The following is a 20,804-nucleotide window of genomic DNA, read 5'->3' as shown; positions in this document are numbered from 1 at the left end:
GCCTTCTCGAATTTTTCCTGGGCGAAATCGAGCAGGTGGTCGCCTTCCTCGATCTCGGGAATGATCACGGCATTGTCGATGCGGCCATAGGCTTCGAGCGCTGCGGTGATCGCGTTGCGCAGGCCGAGGCGCGAATGAAGTTCGCCGTGATACACGGCAATCTCGTCGCCGAGGGCGTCCTGCGCCGCGTCGAGGCGCTCTGCGGACGGATCGGCGACCAGCACGCGGTGACCGGCTTCGACGAAAGTGCGGGCGACGGAATCGCCGACTTCCCGGCCAAGCCCGAGGACGAGGGTTACGGGCTCACCCATTTGCGCGCACTCCGCAGGACTGCGCACCGCGTGGTTCTGGTTGGTGTTTCATAAGCCCTGTCTCCGGACGGCTGCGGCCACATCAAGTGTCCCGGCCAGTCCGCAAGAAGCGGGCCAAGGGGATTTGCGTCAGCCAGTCTGCAACTGTCGCAGCTGCTCCTTAATCCTCAGTTTCTGTCGCTTCAAATCCTTCACCGTCAGATCGTCGCCGGAGGGGCGTTTCTGTTCTGCGGCAATCTGTTCGTCCAGGTGGCGATGCTTTGCAGCGAGCTCACTGATCCGACCATTAAGCGACATGGGCAGTCTCCTTATCTGTCAGCACGGCACTTATCAGGCCGCCTCCTCAACATGCCACAAGCCCGTCCGGGAGTCATGCAAGACCGGAACTGATTCTGTTAACTGTCAGTTATTTGATCCGCGAACGGCGCGTCCGGCCGCCTTGCGGCGGGATTTATCCAGGAACATGGCCTGGTCGGCCCGCGCGATCAGCGCGGCGGCGGATTGGCCGGTGCGCCATTCCACGACGCCGCAGGAGGCGCCGATGCGGACCACCGGGATTGCAGCGTTGGCCTCGTCGCGCACTTCGAGCGCATCGATGGCGGCGGCCAGATGGGCCGCCTTGCGCAGGGTATCGTCATAGGTAGCGTGGGCAAGCACGACGCCGAATTCATCGCCGCCAAGGCGGCCGACAATATCGGTCTCGCGGGTGCGTTCCTTCAGGATATCCGCCACTTTCAGCAGCGCGCTGTCGCCGGCGGCATGGCCGTAGATGTCATTAACGAGCTTGAAATTGTCGAGATCGACGAAGATCAGCGACAGCGGCGTCTGGAAGCGGCCGGACAGGGCGATCTCGCGGCGCACCTCGCGCTCGAAGGCACGGCGGTTGAAGATCGGCAGCAAGGCGTCATTGTCGGCCAGCAGTTCGGCGTCGGCGAGCGCAGCTTTCAGGGCCGCGGATTCCTCGCGCAGCGCGAGCACTTCCTCGCTCAGCGCCTCGATCGCGGCGCGGGTGCGTCGGTCGAGCTGCCTGAGGTCAAGGCCAAGCGCGTCCAGCAACGCGCGCAGTTCGCCCGGATCAAATGGGGGAAAGTCCTTCGCCATCGGCCGAGAATAGCGCCGAATCGGCCGCCTGTAGAGCCCCGCTCGCATTTCGCCTGACGCGCGAAGGACGGACCAGCCGCAAGATCAGCGCCCGGACGGTTGACCCGGGCTAGTGGACACCTATGGTGCGCGCTTTCCGGCAGCGAGGCGGGCAATGGCAGCGGGCAAGACCCCGGTAGTGGGCATTATCATGGGCAGCCAGTCCGACTGGCCGGTTATGCAGGAAGCCGCACGGATGCTGGACGCGATGGGTGTGGCCCATGAGACAAAGATCGTCTCGGCCCACCGCACGCCGGACCGGCTGGTGGAATACGCCAAGTCCGCGAAGGGACGCGGCCTCAAGGTGATCATTGCGGGCGCCGGCGGGGCGGCGCACCTGCCTGGCATGGCGGCCTCAATGACGCCCCTGCCCGTGCTGGGCGTGCCGGTCCAGTCCAAAGCGCTGAAAGGCCTCGATAGCCTGCTTTCGATCGTGCAGATGCCGAAAGGCATACCGGTCGGCACACTGGCCATTGGCGAGGCGGGCGCGGCAAATGCGGGCATCCTCGCCGCCTCCATCATTGCGTTGGAAGATGCCGGCGTGGCGGCGAAGCTGGACGCCTTCCGTGCGGCGCAGACCGAGAGCGTGAAAGAGGCTCCGGAGGGATGACGCCGCTTCGGCCCGGCGCGGCAATCGGGATACTCGGCGGCGGCCAGCTCGGGCGGATGCTGGCGAGCGCGGGCGCGCAGCTGGGTTTCGACATGCTGATCTATTCGCCGGAGGAGGACCCGCCTGCGGGACGCGTGGCAGCGGGCGCCTGGTCTGCGGCCTGGGATGATACAGACGCACTGACGGAGTTTGCAGCGGCCTGCGACGCGGTCACACTCGAGTTCGAGAATGTCCCGGCACGGACGATCGAGGTGATCGAAGCGGCGGGCACGCCGGTGCGGCCGCGCGGGGCGTCACTCATGGTGTCGCAGGACCGGTATACGGAGAAGACCTTCCTTAATGCGCAGGGCATTGCGACCGCGCCGTTCGAGCCGGTGGACGGGCCGGGCGATATCACGGCAGCCCTGACGACGCTCGGCGGCAAGGGCGTGCTGAAGACGCGGCGCGAGGGCTATGACGGCAAGGGCCAGGCCTGGATCCGCTCGCCGGAGGAAGCCGAGGCGGCATGGCGACGGATCGGCGGCGCGCCGGCGATCCTCGAGGCGGCCATCGCCTTCCAGTGCGAGATTTCCGTCATCGTGGCGCGCGGGTCGGACGGCGAGACGCGCACCTGGGCGCCGCCGCGCAACCTGCACATGGACGGCATACTGTCAGTCTCATCCGTGCCGAGCGGGTTGACGAGGTCCATCGAGGACGAAGCGCGGGCGAAGGCGGTGACGCTGGCCGAGGCGCTGGACCATGTCGGCGTGCTGGCGCTGGAGTTTTTCGTTCTGCCGGACGGGAAACTGCTGGCCAACGAGTTTGCGCCGCGTGTACATAATTCCGGACACTGGACGCCGGAAGCCTGCCAGACGGGGCAGTTCGAACAGCATATCCGGTGCGTCGCCGGATGGCCACTGGGCGATACGCGCCGGCTGCACGATGCCGAGATGATCAACCTGATCGGCGACGCGGGGGGTTTGTCCCCCCCGCAAGCCTCGGGCCCAATGACACGCTCACGCTCTATGGCAAACGCGAGGCGCGCCCCGGCCGCAAGATGGGCCATATCACCCGCCGCCTCGGACCCCGAAAGGATTGACCCCATGCGCCTTCCCGTCTCGACCTGGCCGGACATTGAACGCTGGCTGACAAAATCGAAAACTATCGTCATCCCCATCGGCTCGTTCGAGCAGCACGGGCCGAACGGGTTCATCGGCACGGATGCACTCTGCCCGGAGATCATCGCCAACCATGCCGAGAGCCTGGCCCCGGACGACATCCTTGTGGGGCCGACCTTCAATGTCGGCTGCGCGCAGCACCATCTTGGCTTTCCCGGCACGATCACGCTGCGCCCGTCGACGATGATGGCGGCGATGGCGGACTGGACGGAGAGCCTTGTGCGCCACGGCTTCGAGCGGGTGTTGTGGTTCAACGGGCATGGCGGCAATATTTCCACCATCGAGGCGGCCTTTGCCGAAATCCATGCGCGGCGCAGTTATGATCCGAAGGGCGCCGACAACCGGCCGGATCTCGCGCTGAAGCGGCGCGACTGGTGGGACTACCGGGAGGTGATGAGCCTCTGCAACCAGCTTTACCCGGTCGGCCATGGCAGCCACGCCACAGCCTCGGAAGTCTCGGTTACCTATTGGGCCTATCCGGACCGAGAGCGGCAAAACACGCCGATGAGCCCGAAGATTGCGCCGACCGGCACGATCAGCGACGCCGTGCGCTATCGCCGCGATTTCCCGGATGGAAGGATCGGCTCGGACCCGACGCTTTCCAATGCGGCGGATGGCGGGAAGATCGTCGAGGTCGCGGCGAAGTGCCTGATCGGGGAGATGGCGCGCTACGGCGCCTGAATTGCGTGTAATCTCGCAGGCCTGCTCTGGATGGAACCCGCCAAGCGGTCTATCACCCAAGGCCAGAAGGTGAGGCACCCCGCAAGGCATGCTGGAAGTAAAAGCGCTCGAGAAATCCTACGGGTCGAAGCACGCTGTGCGCGGCGTGTCATTTACTGTGGAAAAGGGCACCGTGCTGGGCTTCCTCGGCCCAAACGGTGCGGGCAAATCCACCACGATGAGGATGATCGCGGGCGTGCTGGAGCCGGATTCGGGCGACGCATTGATTGACGGCAGGTCGATCATCACCGACCGGCGTGCGGCGCAGGCGGCGCTCGGCTACCTGCCGGAAGGCGCGCCCCTCTATGATGGCATGACGCCGCCAGAATTCCTGCGCTTCCTCGCCGAGGCGCGCGCCCTGCCCCGCAAGACGCGGCGCGACGCGGTGGACCGGGCGATTGCAGATGCGCGCATCCTGAGCGTCAGCCATCAGCGGATCGGCGATCTCTCCAAGGGCTATCGTCGCCGGGTGGGCCTCGCGGGCGCGATCCTGCATGATCCGCCGGTGCTGGTGCTGGATGAGCCGACGGACGGCCTCGATCCCAACCAGAAACGCGCCGTGCGCGCACTGATCGCCCGGATGGCGCCAACCAAAGCCATCATCATTTCCACCCATACGCTGACAGAAGTGCCGGCCATGTGCCACCGCGCAGTGCTGATCGACCGGGGCCGCGTGGTTGCCGACGATACGCCCGCCGGCCTTGCGCGGCGCTCCGAGGACGGATCACTGGAAGCGGCCTTCTCGCGCCTTACCGACCAGGTCGAGGACCAGACGCTGTGATGGATTTCCTGAAAACCCAGATGAGCGGCTTCACCGCGACCTACCGGCGCGAGCTGGGCGCGTATTTCGCGACGCCAATGGCTTATGTCTTCCTCGCGGTGTTCCTGCTGGCCCTGGGCATGTTCACCTGGGAAGCCGGGCGCTTTTTCGATACCGGCGTTGCAGACCTGCAGCCCTTCTTCGTCTGGCATCCCTGGCTCTACATGATATTCCTGCCGGCGCTCGCGATGCGACTTTGGGCGGACGAGCATGCAAGCGGCACGGACGAATTGCTATTGTCCCTGCCGCTGGGCATTCCCGGCCTCGTGCTCGGCAAGCTGCTGGCGGCCTGGACCGTTGCGGCCGCTGGCCTGCTTCTTACCCTTCCGATGTGGGCCTCGGTGAACTTTCTTGGCAGCCCGGACAATACCGCGATTGCGCTTGCCTATTTCGTCAGCCTGCTGATGGCCGGAGCGTATCTCTCCATAGGCGCGGCGGTCTCGGCGCTCACGGGCAGCCAGGTAACCGCCTTCGTCATCAGTGTGGTGATTGCCTTCGTGTTTACCGCTGCCGGATGGCCGCTGGTATTGTCCACCGTGCAGGCAGTTTTCGGGCCTGCGTTCGCCGATATTGTGGCGCGCTTCTCCTTCATCACGCAGTTCGAGGGCGCGCAGCGCGGCGTGCTGGAACTGCGGGCGGTCGCCTATTTCCTCGGCTTCACGGCGACCTTTGCCTTCCTCAACTGCCTCTGGGCCTCGCGCCAGAGACTGGGGTGAGCAACACCATGAACACGCGTCGCTACCTGATCCTTTCCACATTGCTTGCCGGCGCGATCCTGCTGGCCGGCAACATCGCCGCGCAAAAACTGCTGGCCGGCGCGCGGATCGATTTCACCGAAGGCGGGCTCTACACGCTGTCGGACGCGACGCGGACAACGCTGGCCGACATTTCCGAGCCGGTGGACCTCGTCTTCGTCTATTCCCGCCGCGTCGGGCAGGACTACCCGGCCGTGCAGGCGCATGCCGCCCGGGTGCGCGAGCTGCTTGCAACCTACGAGGCCGCCAGCAAGGGCCGCATCCGGGTGCGCGAGATTGATCCGGCGCCCTTCTCCGAGGCAGAGGACGAAGCGCTTGCGGCCGCCATCCCGGCAGTGCCCGCCGGCGGCAATGATCCGCTCTATTTTGGAGTCATCGGCCGCAACACGATCGACGATGTGCGCATCCTGCCTTTCCTCGCGCCGGAGCAGGAACTGACGCTGGAATATGACCTGACACGGATGATCTCACGCCTGAACCATCCGGAGCCGCCGCGCGTGGCGATCCTCTCGTCCCTGCCCGGCATGCTCGCGCCAGACCCGGCGGGCGGCTATGTGCTGCTGCAGGATATTGCCCGCAGTTTCGAGATAGATCTGCTCCCGGAGGATTTCGGCGCGCTGGCGGAAGATGTCGACGTGCTGCTGGTTGCGCATCCGCCACCCCTCTCGAGCCGGCAGGAATGGCTGATCGACCAGTACCTGCTGCGCGGAGGGCGGGCATTATTCCTTGTCGACCCGGCCGCCAAGACGGCCGTAACCGGCGACGTGTTCGGCACCAGCAACGAGCTGGCACGTTCCAGCCTTGGCCGTCTTGGCCGCGCCTGGGGCGTGGAACTGGCGCCGGATGCGGTCGCCGATGTCGCCTTTGCCCTGCCGGTGCCGGTAGAGACCGAGCGCGGGACGCTCGAAGAGATGGCGCATCCGCTGTTTCTTGGCGTGCCCGCGCTGGCGATGAGCCGGGAAGATCCGATCACGGCAGACCTGATGCGCGTGGTGAACTTCGGTGCGCCCGGCGCGCTGGTGGTGGGCACGCCGCCGCAGGGTGTCACCCTGACGCTGCTTATCACGACAGGGCCAAGTCCCTCCTTCATCAATGCCGGCGAAGCCGCGCGCGAGATGTCTCCTGCGGATGTGCTGCGCAACTATCAGAGCTTGCCAGACCCGCTGCCGCTGGCGATGCGGATTTCAGGCGTGCTCGTCTCCGCCTTTCCCGGCAGCGCTCCGGCCATCGATGAACCGCGCGACCCGGCGACGGCTGAAGCGGCACGCGCAGCCGCCGCTGCCCTGCCGCCGCATATCCGCTCCGGGGAACGGTCCGCAGAGATAATCGTCATCGCGGACGCCGATTTTATCGCCGACGAATTCTACATCGTGGACGGGGGAGGCGCCGCTGTGGCAGATAATGGCGCGCTGGTGCTGAACGCGCTCGACGCGCTGGCCGGCGGGGGCGAACTGTCCCGGCTGCGCTCGCGCGCGCCGGCGCTGCGCCCGATGACCCGGATAAACGGCATGCGGAGCGAAGCGGAGGAGCAATATTTCCGCCAGCAATCCGAGCTTGAAACCCGCCTCGCCGCAGCGCAAGCGCGGCTGGCGGAGTTGCAGGAGGCGCCCACCGGCGGCGATTTCTTCTCCGGCGACCCGGAAGCGGAACTTTCCGATGACGAGCGCACGGAGCTGGCGAGCCTGCGCCAGGATACTCTCGCGCTACGCGCTCGCCTGCGCGAAACGGAGCGCGATTACCGGCGCGGCATCGACCAGCTGGAAGGCAGTCTGAAAGCCATCAATATCTGGGGTGGTCCGGTGCTCGTCGCGCTCGCCGGCCTGATCGTCTGGCAGCGCCAGAGGCGGCCACGGAAGGCTGCGCCATGAGCACGCCGCGCGACCGCCAGCGCGCACGGCGCACGCTCTTTCTCGCGGCCATTGCAGGCGCGCTCGGCCTTGTGGCCGCGGTGTCCCATCTTGGCGGCGGCGCGCCGGTGCAGACCAGTGACCGCACGGGCACACCCGTATTCCCGGACTTCGCTACCCTGCGCGCCGAAGCCAGCGAAATCCGCATTACGCTGGCGGACGAGCGCTATTCCATTGTGGCGACCGGCGAAGGCTGGCGGCTGGGGACCCGCGAAGGCTATCCGATCCGGCAGGACCGGCTGGCAGAACTCGCGACGGGATTGGAAAGCCTCGTCTGGGATACACCGCGCACGGATGATCCGGAGAAGCTGAACCGCATCGGCCTTGGCGATCCACGAGAGGGTGGTTCAGGCGCCTTACTCGAAGTGATCGGCCCGGACGGCGCCTCCGGCGCGGCGCTGATCACCGGACGCAAGGGCGAGTACATCTATGGCCGCCACCCGGACGAAGCGACTGCCTTCCGGGTGACGGGCAACCTGCCGCCGCTCTACAGTTCCGAAGCCTGGCTCGATCTCGGCTTCCTCGACATCAATGAGGACGCCGTCTCTGCGGTGCGCCTCACGGACGAAGACGGCGAGAACTTGTTTCTGCAGCGCGAAGTCGGCTCCAGCGATCGGGCCTTCCGCCCTGCCCCGCCCTACCAGAATTACCGCCTGACGAGCCGCCTCGCGGTGACCGGCCCCGCGCTCGCCCTGACACGCTTCATGCCGATCGGCGTGAAGCCGGCAGATGCGCTGCGCACGCAACCGGTATCGCGGCACATTACGCAGACGCATGACGGGCTGGAAGTGGATGTGCGGGCCTACAGGGAACGGGGCGGCTATTTCATCACGCTCCGCGCGGTCGAGGCAGGCGAAGGCGCCATGCGGGCCGAGGCGATCAACGCGCAGGCGGTGGGCTGGGCATTCGAACTGACGGCGACCGATTGGGCGGATTATACGCCGCGGGTGTCGAGCATCGTTCGGCCGCCAGCTTAGCTGTTCAGTTCGCACGCATCGTGGCAAGGACGCGGCCCATGCCAGCTTCCTGCACGATCAGAACGCAGCCCGACCTGCAGGCCGGAAGCTCGATCTCGGCGCGCCCGCCAAGCCAGGGGCCGATCTGCTGCACGCTGGTGACGGGATTGGGCATCTTGGTCTTGTTGTCATCGGCGTCGAGATAGGCGACCCACCAGATATCAGACAGGCCGTCCGGCTGGCCCGTCAGCACGGCGCGCTTTCCGGAACGCTTGAGCCGCACATCGGTGGGCTCGGCCATCTCGGCCTTCATCACCGCGGCGCCCACCTTGGCGGGTTTGTTGCCGGACGCCTGCTCAAGGCCGTTATACACCGTCTGCGGCGTATAGGGGCCGCGCATCGAGAAATGGTCGACATAGGCGCGCTGGCGATCTTTCGATTCCGGCAGGGCCATCTTTTCCTTGCCGCCGAGATAGTCCCAGTAATCGACCGCCCAGGTCACTACCATGACGGCGTCGCCGCGCTCGGCCTCGACCTGTTTCATCGTCTTGTAGGCCGCCGGGCAGGCGCGGCAGTTCTTCGACGCGAACAGCTCCACCAGCATCGGGCCGTCCGCATGCACAGGCGCCGCGAAGCCGAACAGGAGCGCGAGGGAGACGAGAAGACGGGTCATTTTCCCGGGTTATATGCGTTCCGGGACGCCGCGCACAGTCACAGCCACGTGAGAGACTGCGAAAAAGCCCGCCGCAGCCCATTGGTTCGGCGGCACTCCTCGCGATTTACGCAGCGTCAGGCGCCTGAGCGGGCCAGATCGCGCAGCACATAATGCAGCACGCCGCCATGCTTGACATAGTCGACCTCGATCTCGGTATCGATCCGGCATTTGATCTGGATCGTCTTTACCGTGCCGTCGGCATAAGTAATCTGGCAGGGCACAGTCGAAAGCGGGCGGATGTCATTGCCGAGGCCTTCGATATCGACCGTTTCGGTGCCCTTAAGGCCCAGCGTCCTGCGGTTCTCGCCCGGCATGAACTCGAACGGGATGACGCCCATGCCGACAAGGTTGGAGCGGTGGATACGCTCAAAGCTCTCGGCAATCACGGCTTTCACGCCGAGCAGGTTCGTGCCCTTGGCCGCCCAGTCGCGCGACGAGCCGGCGCCGTATTCGATGCCGCCGAAGATGACGAGGGGCACGCCCTTGTCGATCCAGGCCATGGCCGCGTCATAGATCGAGGTCTGCTTGCCATCCGGGCCGATGGTGTAACCGCCTTCGACGCCGTCCAGCATTTCGTTCTTGATACGGATGTTGGCGAAGGTGCCGCGCATCATGATTTCATGGTTGCCGCGGCGCGAGCCGTAAGAATTGAAATCCTTCAGCGGGACCTGGCGTTCGTTGAGGTATTTGCCCGCCGGGCTGTTGGCCTTGAAGGAGCCGGCCGGGGAGATGTGGTCGGTGGTGATCATATCGCCGAGCACGGCGAGCACGCGCGCGCCGGTGATCGGATTTATATCGCCCTTCTGCGGCGACATGCCCTGGAAGTAGGGCGGGTTCTGGATATAGGTCGAGGAGACCGGCCAGTCATAGGTTTCGGCATCGGTCGTCTGTACGCCCTGCCATTTGGTATCGCCTTTGAAGACGTCTGCATATTTCGAGATGAACATCTCGCGCGTGACGACGCGGTGCACCATGTCGGCGATTTCCCTGGTCGTCGGCCAGATGTCCTTGAGGTAGACCGGCGCACCATCTTTCGATGTGCCGATCGGCTCCTTCGTGATGTCGATGTTCATGTCGCCCGCGATCGCATAGGCAACGACCAGCGGCGGCGACGCGAGATAGTTGGCGCGCACGTCGGGGCTGATGCGGCCTTCGAAGTTGCGGTTGCCGGAGAGCACCGAGACGGCGACGAGGTCGTTCTCGTTGATCGCCTTCGAGATCTCAGGATCAAGCGGACCGGAGTTGCCGATACAGGTGGTGCAGCCATAGCCGACAAGGTTGAAGCCGAGGGCGTCGAGGTCTTCCTGCAGGCCGGCGGCGTTGAGGTATTCAGACACGACCTGCGAGCCGGGCGCGAGCGAGGTCTTGACCCAGGGCTTGCGGGTGAGGCCGAGCGCACGCGCCTTGCGGGCGACAAGACCGGCGCCGATCATTACATAGGGGTTCGACGTGTTGGTGCAGGAGGTGATCGAGGCGATAACGACCGAACCGTCACGCAGCGTCCAGTCGCGGCCATCGACTTTCGCGAAGCTCGGGCCCGGATGGTCGCCGGGGATCGTTTTCGGTGCTGGCAGGCCGCCCTCTTCCGTCATTTCGGACTTCTGCAGTTCCGGCGCCTTGGCTGGCTTGCGCACGCCGTCGATGTAATCGCCGAAGATCTGCGCGGCGCGGTCAAGCGCAACATGGTCCTGCGGACGTTTCGGGCCGGAGATGGCGGGCACGACATCGCCGAGGTCGAGGCTGAGCGTCGAGGAATAGACGGGGGCATAGTCGGCGCCGCGCCAGAAGCCGTTCTCCTTGGCATAGGTTTCGACCAGCGCGATACGGGCCTCGTCGCGGCCCGTCTGGCGCAGGTAGCGAAGCGTTTCGTCATCGATCGGGAAGAAGCCGCAGGTCGCGCCGTATTCCGGCGCCATGTTGGCGATGGTGGCGCGGTCGGCGAGCGGCATATTGTCGAGGCCCTGGCCGTAGAATTCGACGAACTTGTTCACGACGCCGTGCTTGCGCAACATCTGGACGACCTTCAGCACGAGGTCGGTGGCGGTGACGCCTTCCTTCAGCGCGCCGGTGATCCTGAAGCCGACAACTTCCGGAATCAGCATCGAGACCGGCTGGCCGAGCATCGCGGCTTCAGCTTCGATCCCGCCGACGCCCCAGCCGAGGACGGCGAGCCCGTTGACCATGGTCGTGTGCGAATCGGTGCCCACGAGGGTGTCCGGATAGGCGAGGACGGAGCCGTCCGTGTCCGTATCGGTCCAGACGGTCTGGGCGAGGTATTCGAGGTTCACCTGGTGGCAGATGCCGGTGCCGGGCGGCACGACGCGGAAATTGTTGAACGCCTTCTGCCCCCATTTCAGGAAGGTGTAGCGCTCCATGTTGCGCTCGTACTCGAGGTCGACGTTGGCCTGGAACGCGCGCGGCGTGCCGAACTCGTCGATCATCACCGAGTGGTCGATCACGAGGTCGACCGGGACCAGGGGGTTGATCTTCTTGGCATTGCCACCGAGGCCCATGATGCCGTCGCGCATCGCGGCGAGGTCGACCACGGCGGGGACGCCGGTGAAGTCCTGCATCAGCACGCGGGCCGGGCGGTAGGCGATCTCCCGGGGGTTCTGGCCGCCTTGGTCGGCCCAGGCGCCGAAGGCGCGGATATCGTCCGGGGTCACCGTCAGGCCGTCCTCGAAGCGCAGCATGTTCTCGAGCAGCACTTTGAGGGCCGCCGGCAGGCGCGACACGTCGCCAAGGCCGGCCGATTTGGCGGCCGCCGCGATGGAAAAATAGGTGTACGACTTGCCTGCGGCGGTGAGCGTGCTTTTCGATTTGAAGCTGTCTTTTGACGGCATGTGTCGGCTTTGCCTCCTGTCACGCGGCCACCCAACACAGAGCTTGGGGCGGACCCGCCTTGATATGCTGGGGGTCTCTTATAGTCCTCGCCTCCCGCGCGCAATTGGCTGTAGGGGCGCACCCGCGCGACAAGGCCGCGTTTGCGGGCGCGCCGGAACCGGCTATCCCTCCATTGATGAGTTCTGAGGCGCGCCCCCTTCTCTCCGCCATCGGCCTCGGCATGATCCGGGGCGAGCGCGTTCTGTTCCGGGATGTCGGGCTGGCCCTGCGCGCGGGCGAGGCTCTGGTGCTGCGCGGCGCGAACGGCGCCGGGAAGACGACATTGCTGCGCATCCTCGCCGGGCTGACCCGCCCGGAAGCAGGGGATGTTGCCCGCGGCGCCGGGCATCACTGGATCGGCCACCGCGAGGGGCTGAAGCCGCAGGAGACCCCGCGTGAGCACCTGAAGCTGTGGGCGCAGGCCTGGGGTTCGCCCACCGACAGTGATCCGGCCCTCTCACGTATGGGTCTGGCCCGGCCGGCAGACGTTGCAGGTCGCTACCTCTCCGCCGGGCAGCGCCGCCGCACCGCGCTGGCCCGCCTGCTGCTAGAGGACCGCCCGGTCTGGCTGCTGGATGAGCCTTACACGGCGCTCGATGCCGAGGGGCGCGCACTGGTTGACGCCCTGATCGGGGAGCACCGGGCCAGAGGCGGCGCCGTCATCGCGGCGATCCACGGAGAGGCAGGCTTTGCAGCGAGCGGAGACCTGACGCTGTGAGCCCCGCCCCGATCCTTGCCGCCTTTCGCCAGTCCCTCGGCGAAGCCTGGGCGGGCGGCGCAGGCGCGCTGCTGCCGCTGGGGTTCCTTGGGGGCGCCGCCGTGCTCGTGCCGCTCGGCATCGGAAGCGATGGAGAGACCCTCAAGGCGGTCGGCCCCGGCATTATCTGGGTTGCGCTCGCCCTTGCGAGCCTGGTCACCCTCGAGCGCATCTTCCAGGCCGATGCCGAGGACGGCACGCTGGACCTCTGGCTGCAGGCGGGCGCGCCGGTGTCTGCCGTCGCGGCGGCCAAGACGTTGGCGCACTGGCTGTCGGCCGGGCTTCCTCTCGCTCTCTTTTCGCCCCTGCTGGCCCTGATGTTCCAGGCCGAGGCGAGCCCGTCCCTCCTCGTCAATGCCGGCCTCTACGCCCTCGGCAGCCTCGCCTTCTTCTTCTGGGGAGGGGTTGGCGCGGCCCTCTCGGCCACCGTGCGCCGGGGCGGCCTGCTGATCTCGCTGATCGCGCTGCCCCTGTTCGTGCCGACAGCCATTTTCGGGGCATTGGCGATGTCCGGGGGACCGGGATCAACGGGCGCGCCGCTGTTCCTGGCCGCCTCCACCCTCTTCGCCTGCGCTGTTGCGCCCTATGCCATGGCGGCAGCGCTGCGCTTGGCGGCAGACTGAGAGGGCGCTAGGTCATCTGCCATGTGGTCATACTTCGCCAACCCCCACAAATTCCTTCGCCTGTCGGACTGGCTGGCCCCGCTTTTTTATGCGCTGGCCGCCGCCTGTATCCTTTACGGCCTCTGGCAGGGCCTCTGGGTTGTACCGAAGGACGAGTATCAGGGCGGCGACATCATGCGGGTGATGTTCGTGCACGTACCCGCCGCATGGCTCGCGATGGCGAGTTATTCGGCGCTGGCGATCGCCAGCTTCGTCTGGTTCGTCTGGCGACATGAACTCGCCGACATCGCCGCAAAGGCCATCGCGCCGCTGGGCGCTGTCTGGACCGCGCTCTGCCTCGCCACCGGTTCGATCTGGGGCAAGCCGACCTGGGGTACCTGGTGGCAATGGGACGATGCGCGGATGATGTCCGTATTGTTCCTATTCTTTCTCTTCCTCGGATATATGGCACTGCGCGCAGCGATGGATACGCGCCAGAAGGCGGCCCGCGCCGGGGCGATCCTCGCGATGGTCGGCGCGGTCAATATTCCGCTGATCAAGTTCTCGGTCGACCTGTTCACCTCGCTGCATCAGGATGCGAGCGTCATCACCGCCGAAGGTCCGAAAATGGCGGCAGTCTACCTCACCCCCCTTCTGGTCAGCGCCCTCGGCCATTCGCTCCTCTTCGGCGGCCTCGTGATGACCAGCATGCGGACCGAAATCCGTGAGCGCCGGATTGCGCGCCTGCGCGCCAAAGAGCTGGAGGCGTTCTGACAATGCCCGAATTCGACAAGAACGCCGCCTATATCTGGGCCTGCTATGGCCTCGGCGCGCTGCTGATCCTTGGTTTGACGCTGCAGGTCGTGCTGGCCGCCCGCGCGGCCCGCAAGCAGCTCGAGAAACTTTCCCCCGGCGAGGACAGCGAATGAACCGCTGGCCGTTCGCCCTGCCTGTTGGCGCGCTGCTTCTGTTCGGTCTGCTCGGCGCCTGGCGGATGCTGAACCCGGATAAGGGCGACTTTGCCCGCGTCTCCCGCGCCGCGCCCGAGTTTGTCTTTGAACTGAAGGAGGGCGGCGAGACCTCCTTCGCCCCTCCCCCCGGCGGGGAAACCATCGCAGTGAACCTTTTCGCCAGCTGGTGCGCGCCGTGCGAAGCCGAGCACAAATACCTTATGGCCCTCGGCGAGACACATCCGGGTCAGCTGGTCGGCGTCCTCTACAAGGACAAGCCGGAGAACGGGGACGCGTTTCTCGCCCGCCTCGGCAATCCGTTCACACAGGTGGCACTGGACCCCGAAGGCCGCGGCGGGCTCGATTTCGGCCTGACCGGCGTGCCGGAGACATTCGTGATTTCCGGCGAGGGCGAGATCCTGCTGCACATCAACGGCCCACTGGACGAGACCTCGCTCCAAAAAGTAAGCGAGGCGCTGGGGGCGCCTCGCTCGTAATTCGGTTCCGTCTGGAAACGGAGCTTATTTCTTTTTCTTGGCCGGAGCTTTTTTCGCCGGAGCTTTCTTGGCCGGAGCTTTCTTGGCCTTCGGCGCCGGGGCTTCCGGCTTGTCGCCGACGAGGCCGGTCAGGCCCTGGATCAGCGCCTCCTGCTTGGCTTTTGCCAGCGTCGCGAAGAGGGCGGCGTCTGCCTTCAGGACGGCCGGGAGGGCCTTGTCATGGGCTTTCTTGCCCTTCGGAGTAAGCGAGACTGATTTGGCCCGGGCGTCGGTTTTCGAATCCGAGCGCTTGATCATGCCGCCGGCTTCCATGCGGGCAACCATGTCGGCGAGGGTGGAGCGGTCGATGCCGGTGGCATTGACAAGATCAGACTGGCTGACACCTTCATTACCCGATAGGGCGGACAGAACCGAGAATTGACGAAGCGTCAGGCCGGCCGATTTCAGCGCAGCTGCCGAATGGTTGGCGGCGATCTGCTGGGCGCGGTGCAGGAGATGGCTGGGCGAGGTGTTGAGGTTGAAGGCCATGGTGTTGGTTTCCGTTTTGCTAAGGATGGGATGGGGTGAGAGACGAGATAGATAAACAGGGACAATCCGCTTGGTAGGGCGTTATCAACAACCCCGTAGGCGGATCAATCGCATTCTCCATACAGGCGATAGGATAAAGATTGGATGACTGATCAATTGCCAACTCCTTTCCAACACACAGATTTTCGAATGGCCGTTCCGGAAGGAGATGACAGGGTACGGCGTATCTGCAATCGCTGCAACTTCGTAGATTATGTGAACCCCAAGATCGTCACCGGCTCGGTTGTGACGCAGGGTGACCTGCTCCTTCTCTGCAAACGCGCCATTGAACCCCGCATGGGGTTCTGGACCCTTCCGGCCGGCTTCATGGAAGAAGGCGAAAGCGTCGAGGACGGCGCCCGGCGCGAAGCCAGGGAAGAGGCGTGTGCGGACATCGAGATTGACCGGCTACTCGCGGTTTACTCCGTATCCCGCATAGCGCAGGTCCAGATTATGTTCCGGGCGCGGCTCATGTCGGATATTGCTCCGGGGCCGGAGAGCCTGGAAGTGAAGCTCGTCCACTGGAAAGATATCCCCTGGTCTGAGCTTGCCTTCCCGACTGTGGTCTGGGCGCTGACCCATTTTGCGCAGACGCGCGACAAGGATGCCTTTGCACCGTTCTCAAATCCGCCGGGCACGGACAAGCTGACGCGTTGAGCACCCCCAGGCAAAGCAATCTCATCGCGAGCGCAGCCGAAGAATCAGTTGTGCGCCAGAGCGTTAAGCCGCCGCCGGTTCGGTTTCAGGATCACGCAGATGTTTCAGCGTGTACGGCGTATTCGCCGCGCCAAAGATCAGCACTATGACCATGTTGCCGAGCTTCCAGTTCGCCCACACATCTTCGGCGTCTTTTGCGCCGAATGTCAGTCCAAGGAATTCATAGGTTCCCGCCGGCGCAACCGGAATGCCTGCCATCACGAGCGGCACATCAAAGCCCGGCGCGAAGGTGCGCCAGAGATATTCATTCCATATCGCCATCGCAATGAAGAAAAATCCCCAGCGGATCGCCAGCGTACGCCAGGCGAAATCCGGCAGGTCGAAAACTTTCGAGAAAAGCGACTTCCAGACATTCCGGCCGACCATCAGCGGGATGAAAATGATGCCCGCCATAAACAGCTGCTGGATGGTCGGCTTCACATAGATGAAGGCCTTCTCCTGGAGGAGGATGCCGATGAGGCCAAAGCCGCCCACGATGGCAGAGGAAAAAAGCATCATCTGCGAAACCGGCTCGCGCATCACCAGCTGGCGAAGGAGGAAGCCCAGCATCAGCGCGAGCAGCACGCCGGTCGCCCAGAAGATTGCCGTGTCCTTGTTGATCAGCCCGTCCATCAGATCGACACGCCGGAAGATATTGTAGACCAGCACAAAGGCGATCACGGGGACGAAGTCGCCCCAGAGCTGGTTAGCCTTGCCGGCAGCCGTGCCAATGCCGTTCTCGGTTTTCACTGTCTCGTTCATGCCACTTCCTACGCAGATGCGGGCCCTCTGGTTCTACCGCGTCTGTCTGTCACGGATGTCGCGTGCGTTCCAGCCTCGCGCGTCACCCCGCCGCCTGCATCAGCACGAGGCCCGCCGCCAGGGTGCAAGCCGCCACCACACGGCGCCGGCCAAACCCTTCCTTCAGCAGCCAGGCGCCAAAGGCCGCCGCGAACACAACCGAGGTTTCCCGCAACGCCGTCACCATCGCAGCGTCCGTCAGCGTATAGGCATAGATCGCGAGCCCATAGGAAATGGCGCCTGCCACACCGCCGATGACCCCGTTGCGCAGTTCCGGCCGCATCACGCAGAGCACCCTGCCCTTGCGCTGCCAGAGCAGCACGCCCGTCACGCCGATCCAGTCAAGCAGGAACAGCCACACGATAAAAGTGAAAGGTGTGTCCATTGCCCGCGCGGCGCGTGTGTCAGCGACAGCATAAAGGCCGACCCCCACCGCCGTCATCATCGCCCAGAACAGGGCCGACCGATCGAGCCGGCGGCCGTCCGCCGTGCCGGAGGTCGGGAGCGCAAATACAAGGATGGAGAGGCTCGCCACCACAAGCCCGGCCGTCTGCACCGCGGAAAGGCCTTCCTTCAGCCAGATCGCGGCGAGCACTGCCGTCGCCAGCGGGCCGAGCCCACGCATCACCGGGAACACCAGCGACAGCGCGCCCCGGTGCAATGCCCGGATTACGCAGAACTGATAGAGCCCGTGAACCGCCATCGAGAGGAAGATCAGCCCCCATGTCCCCGGCGGCGGCATCGGCACGAAGGGCGCCAGCGGCACCACCGTCAGCCCCATGACGATGGCCACGATGGCCCGCGTGGTCAGCACATCGCCGCCTCGTTTCACCATGACATTGGTGATCGCCACCGTCAGGGCCGACATCAGGCAGAGCGCGACGGGAAGGAATTCTGGCCCCATTGGGCCAGCGCATAGGCGGCTTATCGGCTCCGGGGAAGCGGCCTTGCCGCCGCACGGGAACGGTCCCAGTCCAGCAACGTTACCCTCCCACAAGGTTCACTCCGGCCAACATCCGCCACGCATTGGAGGCACAGTCATGGGCAAGGGCATTCTACTCTGGTTCCTGGGGGTTCCGATCACCGTAATCCTCCTCCTTCTGCTGGTCTTTTAGGAGGCTTTACATGTCCGCAGCCCCGCTCCTTGCCCCCTCCCCCGCAAACCCGCTGCGCTGGGAAGGCCATTCGATCTGCTGGTCTGCCATTTTCGCCGGCGCATTGACTGCGCTTAGCCTCACGGTTGAGATGGTCGTGCTTGGCTCGGCCTTCGGTTTCGGCTCGATGTCGCCGTTCGCTGGCGACGGCCTGCCGATAGCCGCCATCGGCACAGCCGCGATCCTCTGGCTGGTCCTCACGCAGATCTTCGCCTCGGTTGCCGGCGGCTACATCGCCGGACGAATGCGCGTGCGCTGGTCGATCCATAATGACGAGGTCTACTTCCGCGACACCGTCCAGGGCTTCCTCACCCGGGCGCTCGCCAGTGCCGCACTGTTCGCCATTGCTGCCCTTGCCGCTGCCGGAAGCGCCATTGCCGCCACCGCTGTCACGTCTGCTGCGGCCGTCTCTGACGCGCCCGGCCCTTCCACACTGATCACGGACCGTCTCTACCGCGCGCCGGGTGCAAACCCCGAACTGCTTGCGGCAGCCCGCTTCGAAGCTGATCGTCTCGTGGTTCGCGCCCTGGCCGACGAGGAAGCGGTGACAGCCGCCGACCGAAACTGGCCGGAAACCGATGTCGCCGAATGGGCCGGGGTGAATGCCCAGGAGGCCCAGGCCCGCGTCGATGCAGCGTTCGGCGAAAAAAATGCCCGCGACGAAGCCCGCGGCGCAGTGGATGGCGCCCACGCCGCCACCGCCGCGCTCTCCATCGCCGCGGCCCTCGCCATGATGATCGGCGCCTTCGTCGCCGCCTCCGCATCGGTCTATGGCGGGCGCGAACGCGACAGGCTCGAAGATACGCTGGTCTCGACTTAGGGCGGGACAGGCGCCGCGCGCAGGGCCGTTCCGCCCCCCCCTGCGCGGACCGGTTTCTGCAGCCCCGCCGCAGCGTCAGGGTTTGACACCCCCTCCCCTTGAGGCATCCTCCCCGGCAGGAGGAGTTTGCCATGGCGACACACGACCTGATCATTCGCGGCGGCACCGTCATCGACGGTTCCGGCGCGCCTGCATTTGAAGGCGATGTCGCCGTTTCCGGCGGCGTGATCACTGGGGTCGGCAAGGTAAATGGCAAAGGGATCGAGGAAATCGACGCGCGCGGACAAGTTGTCACGCCCGGCTTCGTGGACCTGCACACGCACTACGACGGTCAGGCCGCCTGGGCCGAAGCGATCAGCCCGTCCTCGCTGCACGGCATCACCACCGCCGTGATGGGCAATTGCGGCGTCGGCTTTGCGCCATGCAAGCCCGAAGATCACGGCCGCCTGATCCGCCTTATGGAAGGCGTCGAGGACATTCCCTATCCTGTGCTGGAAGAGGGCTTGCCCTGGGCTTGGGAAAGCTTCCCGGATTATCTTGATTTCCTCTCGGCACGCAAGTTCGACACCGACATCTGCGCGCAGCTACCCCACGCCGCGCTGCGCGTCTTCGTCATGGGCGACCGGGGCGCCAATCGCGAGGATGCGACGCCCGCCGACATCGCCGCGATGAAACAGCTGGCGAAAGAGGCCGTAATGGCTGGTGCGATGGGCTTTTCCACCTCGCGCACGCTGAACCACCGCACCTCCGACGGCCAGCCGACCCCTACGCTTACCGCCTCGCAGGAAGAACTGACCGGCATCGCCATGGGCCTCGCCGAAGCCGGGCGCGGCGTGTTGCAGTTTGTATCGGACTTCAATGACCCCCAGAAAGAGGCCGCCATGCTGCGGCGCCTCGTCGAGGTTTCGGGGCGTCCGCTCTCTGTTTCACTGGCACAGGCGGATGTCGCCCCGGAAGGCTGGCGCCTGCTGCTCGGCGCCATCGAGGCCGCCGCCGCCGCAGGCCTGCCGATCCGCGCACAGGTCGCGCCCCGCCCGGTCGGGGTGCTGCTCGGCCTTGACCTGACGCTGAACCCGTTCAGCGCTCATCCCGTATATCGCGAGATCGCCGACCTTCAGCATGCAGAGCGTGTACGAAAACTGAATGAACCGGGCTTCCGCGCCCGCCTGCTGGCGGATGAGCCGTCTACGGACAATCCCTTCCTCAAAGTGATGCTCCGCAGCTTCGGCAAGATCTTCCAGCTCTCAGACCCGGTTGATTACGAACCCGGCCCCGAGCGCACGCTGGAGGCCATCGCCGCCCGGCGCGGCGTCCCTCCGCAGGAAGTTGCGCTCGACCTGATGCTGGAGCGCGACGGTCAGGGCATGCTCTACCTGCCCTTTCTCAACTATGCCCAAGGCTCGCTCGACCCGATCGCCGAGATGATGCAGAGCCCCGCCACGCTTCCCGGTCTTTCAGATGGGGGCGCGCATGTCGGCATGATCTGCGACGGCTCCTTCACCACCACGATGCTCACCCACTGGATCCGCGACCGTACGCGCGGGCCGAAGCTTTCGCCGGAATTCCTCGTCCACAAACAGTCCCGCGCCACTGCCGAATGGATCGGCCTCTGGGACCGGGGGCTGATCTCGCCGGGCTTGCGCGCCGACCTCAACGTCATCAACCTCTCCGGCCTGAAACTCCACCTGCCGGAGGTGATCCGCGACCTGCCCGCCGGCGGCCGCCGCCTGATGCAGCGCGCCTCCGGCTACACCGCAACCATCCTCAAGGGCGAAGTCACCCACCGCAATGGCACACCCACCGGCGCCAAGCCCGGCCGGTTGGTACGCGGCAAGCAGGCAGCGCCCGCCTCGGCCCTCGCCGCCGAGTAAGACTCGTAAAGGTCACTTGACTAGTCAAGGTCCCTTGTCATACAGACAAGGAAACTTGACAAGGAGATCACCAAGTGACCCAAGCCAAAGGCTTTCGCACCGCAAACCGCCGCTA

Annotated in this window: 23 protein-coding genes and 1 pseudogene; 16 read left to right on the top strand and 8 right to left on the bottom strand. The window is 65.3% G+C overall.

Going from position 1 to position 20,804, the window contains the following annotated elements; genetic code table 11:
- The 3 genes from WEA77_RS08910 to WEA77_RS08900 all read right to left on the bottom strand — a co-directional run.
- On the bottom strand, window positions 1-311 hold a 311-nt coding region (locus tag WEA77_RS08910), incomplete at its 3' end, for an SDR family NAD(P)-dependent oxidoreductase (RefSeq protein WP_368067517.1).
- 129 nt (window positions 312-440) lie between these two features.
- Window positions 441-608: a YdcH family protein gene (locus WEA77_RS08905; RefSeq protein ID WP_368067516.1), complete on the bottom strand. Its 168-nt coding sequence runs from the start codon at window positions 606-608 to the stop codon at window positions 441-443.
- Between the two features lie 105 nt (window positions 609-713).
- Window positions 714-1,412 (bottom strand): GGDEF domain-containing protein, encoded by a 699-nt coding sequence (locus tag WEA77_RS08900; protein ID WP_368067515.1) that lies wholly within the window; start codon window positions 1,410-1,412, stop codon window positions 714-716.
- A gap of 154 nt (window positions 1,413-1,566) precedes the next feature.
- Between WEA77_RS08900 and purE the strand changes: the two genes are divergently transcribed.
- The 8 genes and pseudogenes from purE (at window position 1,567) to WEA77_RS08860 (ending at window position 8,397) form a co-directional block, all read left to right on the top strand.
- Window positions 1,567-2,061, top strand: a complete 495-nt coding sequence (gene purE, locus WEA77_RS08895; RefSeq protein WP_368067513.1) for a 5-(carboxyamino)imidazole ribonucleotide mutase — start codon at window positions 1,567-1,569, stop codon at window positions 2,059-2,061.
- Window positions 2,058-2,954 (top strand): annotated as a pseudogene (locus WEA77_RS08890) (5-(carboxyamino)imidazole ribonucleotide synthase); the annotation flags it as partial. The gene purE and the pseudogene WEA77_RS08890, both read left to right, overlap by 4 nt.
- Complete coding sequence (locus WEA77_RS08885; RefSeq protein ID WP_368067519.1) at window positions 2,951-3,139, top strand: hypothetical protein; 189 nt, start codon at window positions 2,951-2,953, stop codon at window positions 3,137-3,139. The pseudogene WEA77_RS08890 and the gene WEA77_RS08885, both read left to right, overlap by 4 nt.
- Window positions 3,048-3,899 carry a creatininase family protein gene (locus tag WEA77_RS08880; protein WP_368067518.1) on the top strand — a complete coding sequence of 284 codons (852 nt, stop codon included), beginning with the start codon at window positions 3,048-3,050 and terminating at the stop codon, window positions 3,897-3,899. Before WEA77_RS08885 ends, WEA77_RS08880 begins: the two co-directional genes overlap by 92 nt.
- Window positions 3,900-3,987: 88 nt before the next feature.
- Window positions 3,988-4,719, top strand: coding sequence for an ABC transporter ATP-binding protein (locus WEA77_RS08875; protein WP_368067512.1), 732 nt, complete (start codon window positions 3,988-3,990; stop codon window positions 4,717-4,719).
- The gene (locus tag WEA77_RS08870) at window positions 4,719-5,474 is read left to right on the top strand and encodes an ABC transporter permease subunit (RefSeq protein WP_368067511.1); all 756 of its coding nucleotides are present in this window, start codon (window positions 4,719-4,721) and stop codon (window positions 5,472-5,474) included. The genes WEA77_RS08875 and WEA77_RS08870 overlap by 1 nt, the downstream gene beginning before the upstream one ends.
- A gap of 8 nt (window positions 5,475-5,482) precedes the next feature.
- Window positions 5,483-7,381, top strand: coding sequence for a Gldg family protein (locus tag WEA77_RS08865; RefSeq protein WP_368067510.1), 1,899 nt, complete (start codon window positions 5,483-5,485; stop codon window positions 7,379-7,381).
- Complete coding sequence (locus WEA77_RS08860; RefSeq protein WP_368067509.1) at window positions 7,378-8,397, top strand: DUF4340 domain-containing protein; 1,020 nt, start codon at window positions 7,378-7,380, stop codon at window positions 8,395-8,397. The genes WEA77_RS08865 and WEA77_RS08860 overlap by 4 nt, the downstream gene beginning before the upstream one ends.
- 4 nt (window positions 8,398-8,401) lie before the next feature.
- Here WEA77_RS08860 and WEA77_RS08855 read toward each other — a convergent pair whose 3' ends face one another.
- Complete coding sequence (locus tag WEA77_RS08855; protein WP_368067508.1) at window positions 8,402-9,049, bottom strand: DUF1223 domain-containing protein; 648 nt, start codon at window positions 9,047-9,049, stop codon at window positions 8,402-8,404.
- 116 nt (window positions 9,050-9,165) lie between these two features.
- Window positions 9,166-11,934 carry an aconitate hydratase AcnA gene (gene acnA, locus WEA77_RS08850; protein ID WP_368067507.1) on the bottom strand — a complete coding sequence of 923 codons (2,769 nt, stop codon included), beginning with the start codon at window positions 11,932-11,934 and terminating at the stop codon, window positions 9,166-9,168.
- Between the two features lie 176 nt (window positions 11,935-12,110).
- Between acnA and ccmA the strand changes: the two genes are divergently transcribed.
- Genes ccmA through WEA77_RS08825 form a run of 5 tightly spaced genes read left to right on the top strand, consistent with a single transcriptional unit; the run spans window position 12,111 to window position 14,780 of the window.
- Window positions 12,111-12,692: a heme ABC exporter ATP-binding protein CcmA gene (ccmA, locus tag WEA77_RS08845; protein WP_368067506.1), complete on the top strand. Its 582-nt coding sequence runs from the start codon at window positions 12,111-12,113 to the stop codon at window positions 12,690-12,692.
- Entirely contained in the window at window positions 12,689-13,354 is a 666-nt protein-coding gene (gene ccmB, locus WEA77_RS08840) for a heme exporter protein CcmB (RefSeq protein ID WP_368067505.1), read from the top strand. The genes ccmA and ccmB overlap by 4 nt, the downstream gene beginning before the upstream one ends.
- A gap of 21 nt (window positions 13,355-13,375) precedes the next feature.
- Entirely contained in the window at window positions 13,376-14,107 is a 732-nt protein-coding gene (gene ccmC / locus WEA77_RS08835; RefSeq protein ID WP_368067504.1) for a heme ABC transporter permease CcmC, read from the top strand.
- A 2-nt stretch (window positions 14,108-14,109) separates the two neighbouring features.
- On the top strand, window positions 14,110-14,262 hold the full coding sequence (gene ccmD, locus WEA77_RS08830; protein ID WP_368067503.1) for a heme exporter protein CcmD: 153 nt from the start codon (window positions 14,110-14,112) through the stop codon (window positions 14,260-14,262).
- Window positions 14,259-14,780: a redoxin family protein gene (locus WEA77_RS08825; protein ID WP_368067502.1), complete on the top strand. Its 522-nt coding sequence runs from the start codon at window positions 14,259-14,261 to the stop codon at window positions 14,778-14,780. The genes ccmD and WEA77_RS08825 overlap by 4 nt, the downstream gene beginning before the upstream one ends.
- Window positions 14,781-14,804: 24 nt before the next feature.
- Here the strand turns inward: WEA77_RS08825 and WEA77_RS08820 are convergent, their stop codons facing one another.
- Window positions 14,805-15,308, bottom strand: coding sequence for a MarR family winged helix-turn-helix transcriptional regulator (locus WEA77_RS08820; protein WP_368067501.1), 504 nt, complete (start codon window positions 15,306-15,308; stop codon window positions 14,805-14,807).
- Window positions 15,309-15,497: 189 nt separating this feature from the next.
- Between WEA77_RS08820 and WEA77_RS08815 the strand changes: the two genes are divergently transcribed.
- Complete coding sequence (locus WEA77_RS08815) at window positions 15,498-16,004, top strand: NUDIX domain-containing protein (RefSeq protein WP_368067500.1); 507 nt, start codon at window positions 15,498-15,500, stop codon at window positions 16,002-16,004.
- A gap of 63 nt (window positions 16,005-16,067) precedes the next feature.
- Here the strand turns inward: WEA77_RS08815 and WEA77_RS08810 are convergent, their stop codons facing one another.
- Together WEA77_RS08810 and WEA77_RS08805 are read right to left on the bottom strand one after the other, a co-directional pair.
- Window positions 16,068-16,805 (bottom strand): inner membrane-spanning protein YciB, encoded by a 738-nt coding sequence (locus tag WEA77_RS08810; protein WP_368067499.1) that lies wholly within the window; start codon window positions 16,803-16,805, stop codon window positions 16,068-16,070.
- Between the two features lie 82 nt (window positions 16,806-16,887).
- The gene (locus WEA77_RS08805; RefSeq protein ID WP_368067498.1) at window positions 16,888-17,748 is read right to left on the bottom strand and encodes an EamA family transporter; all 861 of its coding nucleotides are present in this window, start codon (window positions 17,746-17,748) and stop codon (window positions 16,888-16,890) included.
- Between the two features lie 221 nt (window positions 17,749-17,969).
- Between WEA77_RS08805 and WEA77_RS08800 the strand changes: the two genes are divergently transcribed.
- Window positions 17,970-18,818: a hypothetical protein gene (locus tag WEA77_RS08800; protein ID WP_368067497.1), complete on the top strand. Its 849-nt coding sequence runs from the start codon at window positions 17,970-17,972 to the stop codon at window positions 18,816-18,818.
- A 131-nt stretch (window positions 18,819-18,949) separates the two neighbouring features.
- On the top strand, window positions 18,950-20,689 hold the full coding sequence (locus tag WEA77_RS08795; RefSeq protein WP_368067496.1) for an amidohydrolase family protein: 1,740 nt from the start codon (window positions 18,950-18,952) through the stop codon (window positions 20,687-20,689).
- The last annotated feature ends 115 nt before the right edge of the window (window positions 20,690-20,804 follow it).

It is taken from the genome of Hyphomonas sp., from assembly GCF_040882205.1.
Classification (GTDB): domain Bacteria; phylum Pseudomonadota; class Alphaproteobacteria; order Caulobacterales; family Hyphomonadaceae; genus Hyphomonas.
Note: the sequence above shows the minus strand (reverse complement) of the source record. Positions and strands in the feature narration are given on the sequence as shown.

Coding starts and splice junctions, on each gene's coding strand:
- purE (WP_368067513.1), top strand. CDS start 1,567: ATGGCAGCGGGCAAGACCCCGGTAGTGGGCATTATCATGGGCAGCCAG.
- WEA77_RS08815 (WP_368067500.1), top strand. CDS start 15,498: ATGGCCGTTCCGGAAGGAGATGACAGGGTACGGCGTATCTGCAATCGC.
- WEA77_RS08855 (WP_368067508.1), bottom strand. CDS start 9,049: ATGACCCGTCTTCTCGTCTCCCTCGCGCTCCTGTTCGGCTTCGCGGCG.
- WEA77_RS08865 (WP_368067510.1), top strand. CDS start 5,483: ATGAACACGCGTCGCTACCTGATCCTTTCCACATTGCTTGCCGGCGCG.
- WEA77_RS08825 (WP_368067502.1), top strand. CDS start 14,259: ATGAACCGCTGGCCGTTCGCCCTGCCTGTTGGCGCGCTGCTTCTGTTC.
- ccmC (WP_368067504.1), top strand. CDS start 13,376: ATGTGGTCATACTTCGCCAACCCCCACAAATTCCTTCGCCTGTCGGAC.
- WEA77_RS08880 (WP_368067518.1), top strand. CDS start 3,048: ATGACACGCTCACGCTCTATGGCAAACGCGAGGCGCGCCCCGGCCGCA.
- ccmA (WP_368067506.1), top strand. CDS start 12,111: ATGAGTTCTGAGGCGCGCCCCCTTCTCTCCGCCATCGGCCTCGGCATG.
- acnA (WP_368067507.1), bottom strand. CDS start 11,934: ATGCCGTCAAAAGACAGCTTCAAATCGAAAAGCACGCTCACCGCCGCA.
- ccmD (WP_368067503.1), top strand. CDS start 14,110: ATGCCCGAATTCGACAAGAACGCCGCCTATATCTGGGCCTGCTATGGC.
- WEA77_RS08810 (WP_368067499.1), bottom strand. CDS start 16,805: ATGAACGAGACAGTGAAAACCGAGAACGGCATTGGCACGGCTGCCGGC.
- WEA77_RS08885 (WP_368067519.1), top strand. CDS start 2,951: ATGGCCACTGGGCGATACGCGCCGGCTGCACGATGCCGAGATGATCAA.
- WEA77_RS08805 (WP_368067498.1), bottom strand. CDS start 17,748: ATGGGGCCAGAATTCCTTCCCGTCGCGCTCTGCCTGATGTCGGCCCTG.
- WEA77_RS08875 (WP_368067512.1), top strand. CDS start 3,988: ATGCTGGAAGTAAAAGCGCTCGAGAAATCCTACGGGTCGAAGCACGCT.
- WEA77_RS08800 (WP_368067497.1), top strand. CDS start 17,970: ATGTCCGCAGCCCCGCTCCTTGCCCCCTCCCCCGCAAACCCGCTGCGC.
- WEA77_RS08820 (WP_368067501.1), bottom strand. CDS start 15,308: ATGGCCTTCAACCTCAACACCTCGCCCAGCCATCTCCTGCACCGCGCC.
- WEA77_RS08860 (WP_368067509.1), top strand. CDS start 7,378: ATGAGCACGCCGCGCGACCGCCAGCGCGCACGGCGCACGCTCTTTCTC.
- WEA77_RS08870 (WP_368067511.1), top strand. CDS start 4,719: ATGGATTTCCTGAAAACCCAGATGAGCGGCTTCACCGCGACCTACCGG.
- WEA77_RS08905 (WP_368067516.1), bottom strand. CDS start 608: ATGTCGCTTAATGGTCGGATCAGTGAGCTCGCTGCAAAGCATCGCCAC.
- WEA77_RS08795 (WP_368067496.1), top strand. CDS start 18,950: ATGGCGACACACGACCTGATCATTCGCGGCGGCACCGTCATCGACGGT.
- WEA77_RS08900 (WP_368067515.1), bottom strand. CDS start 1,412: ATGGCGAAGGACTTTCCCCCATTTGATCCGGGCGAACTGCGCGCGTTG.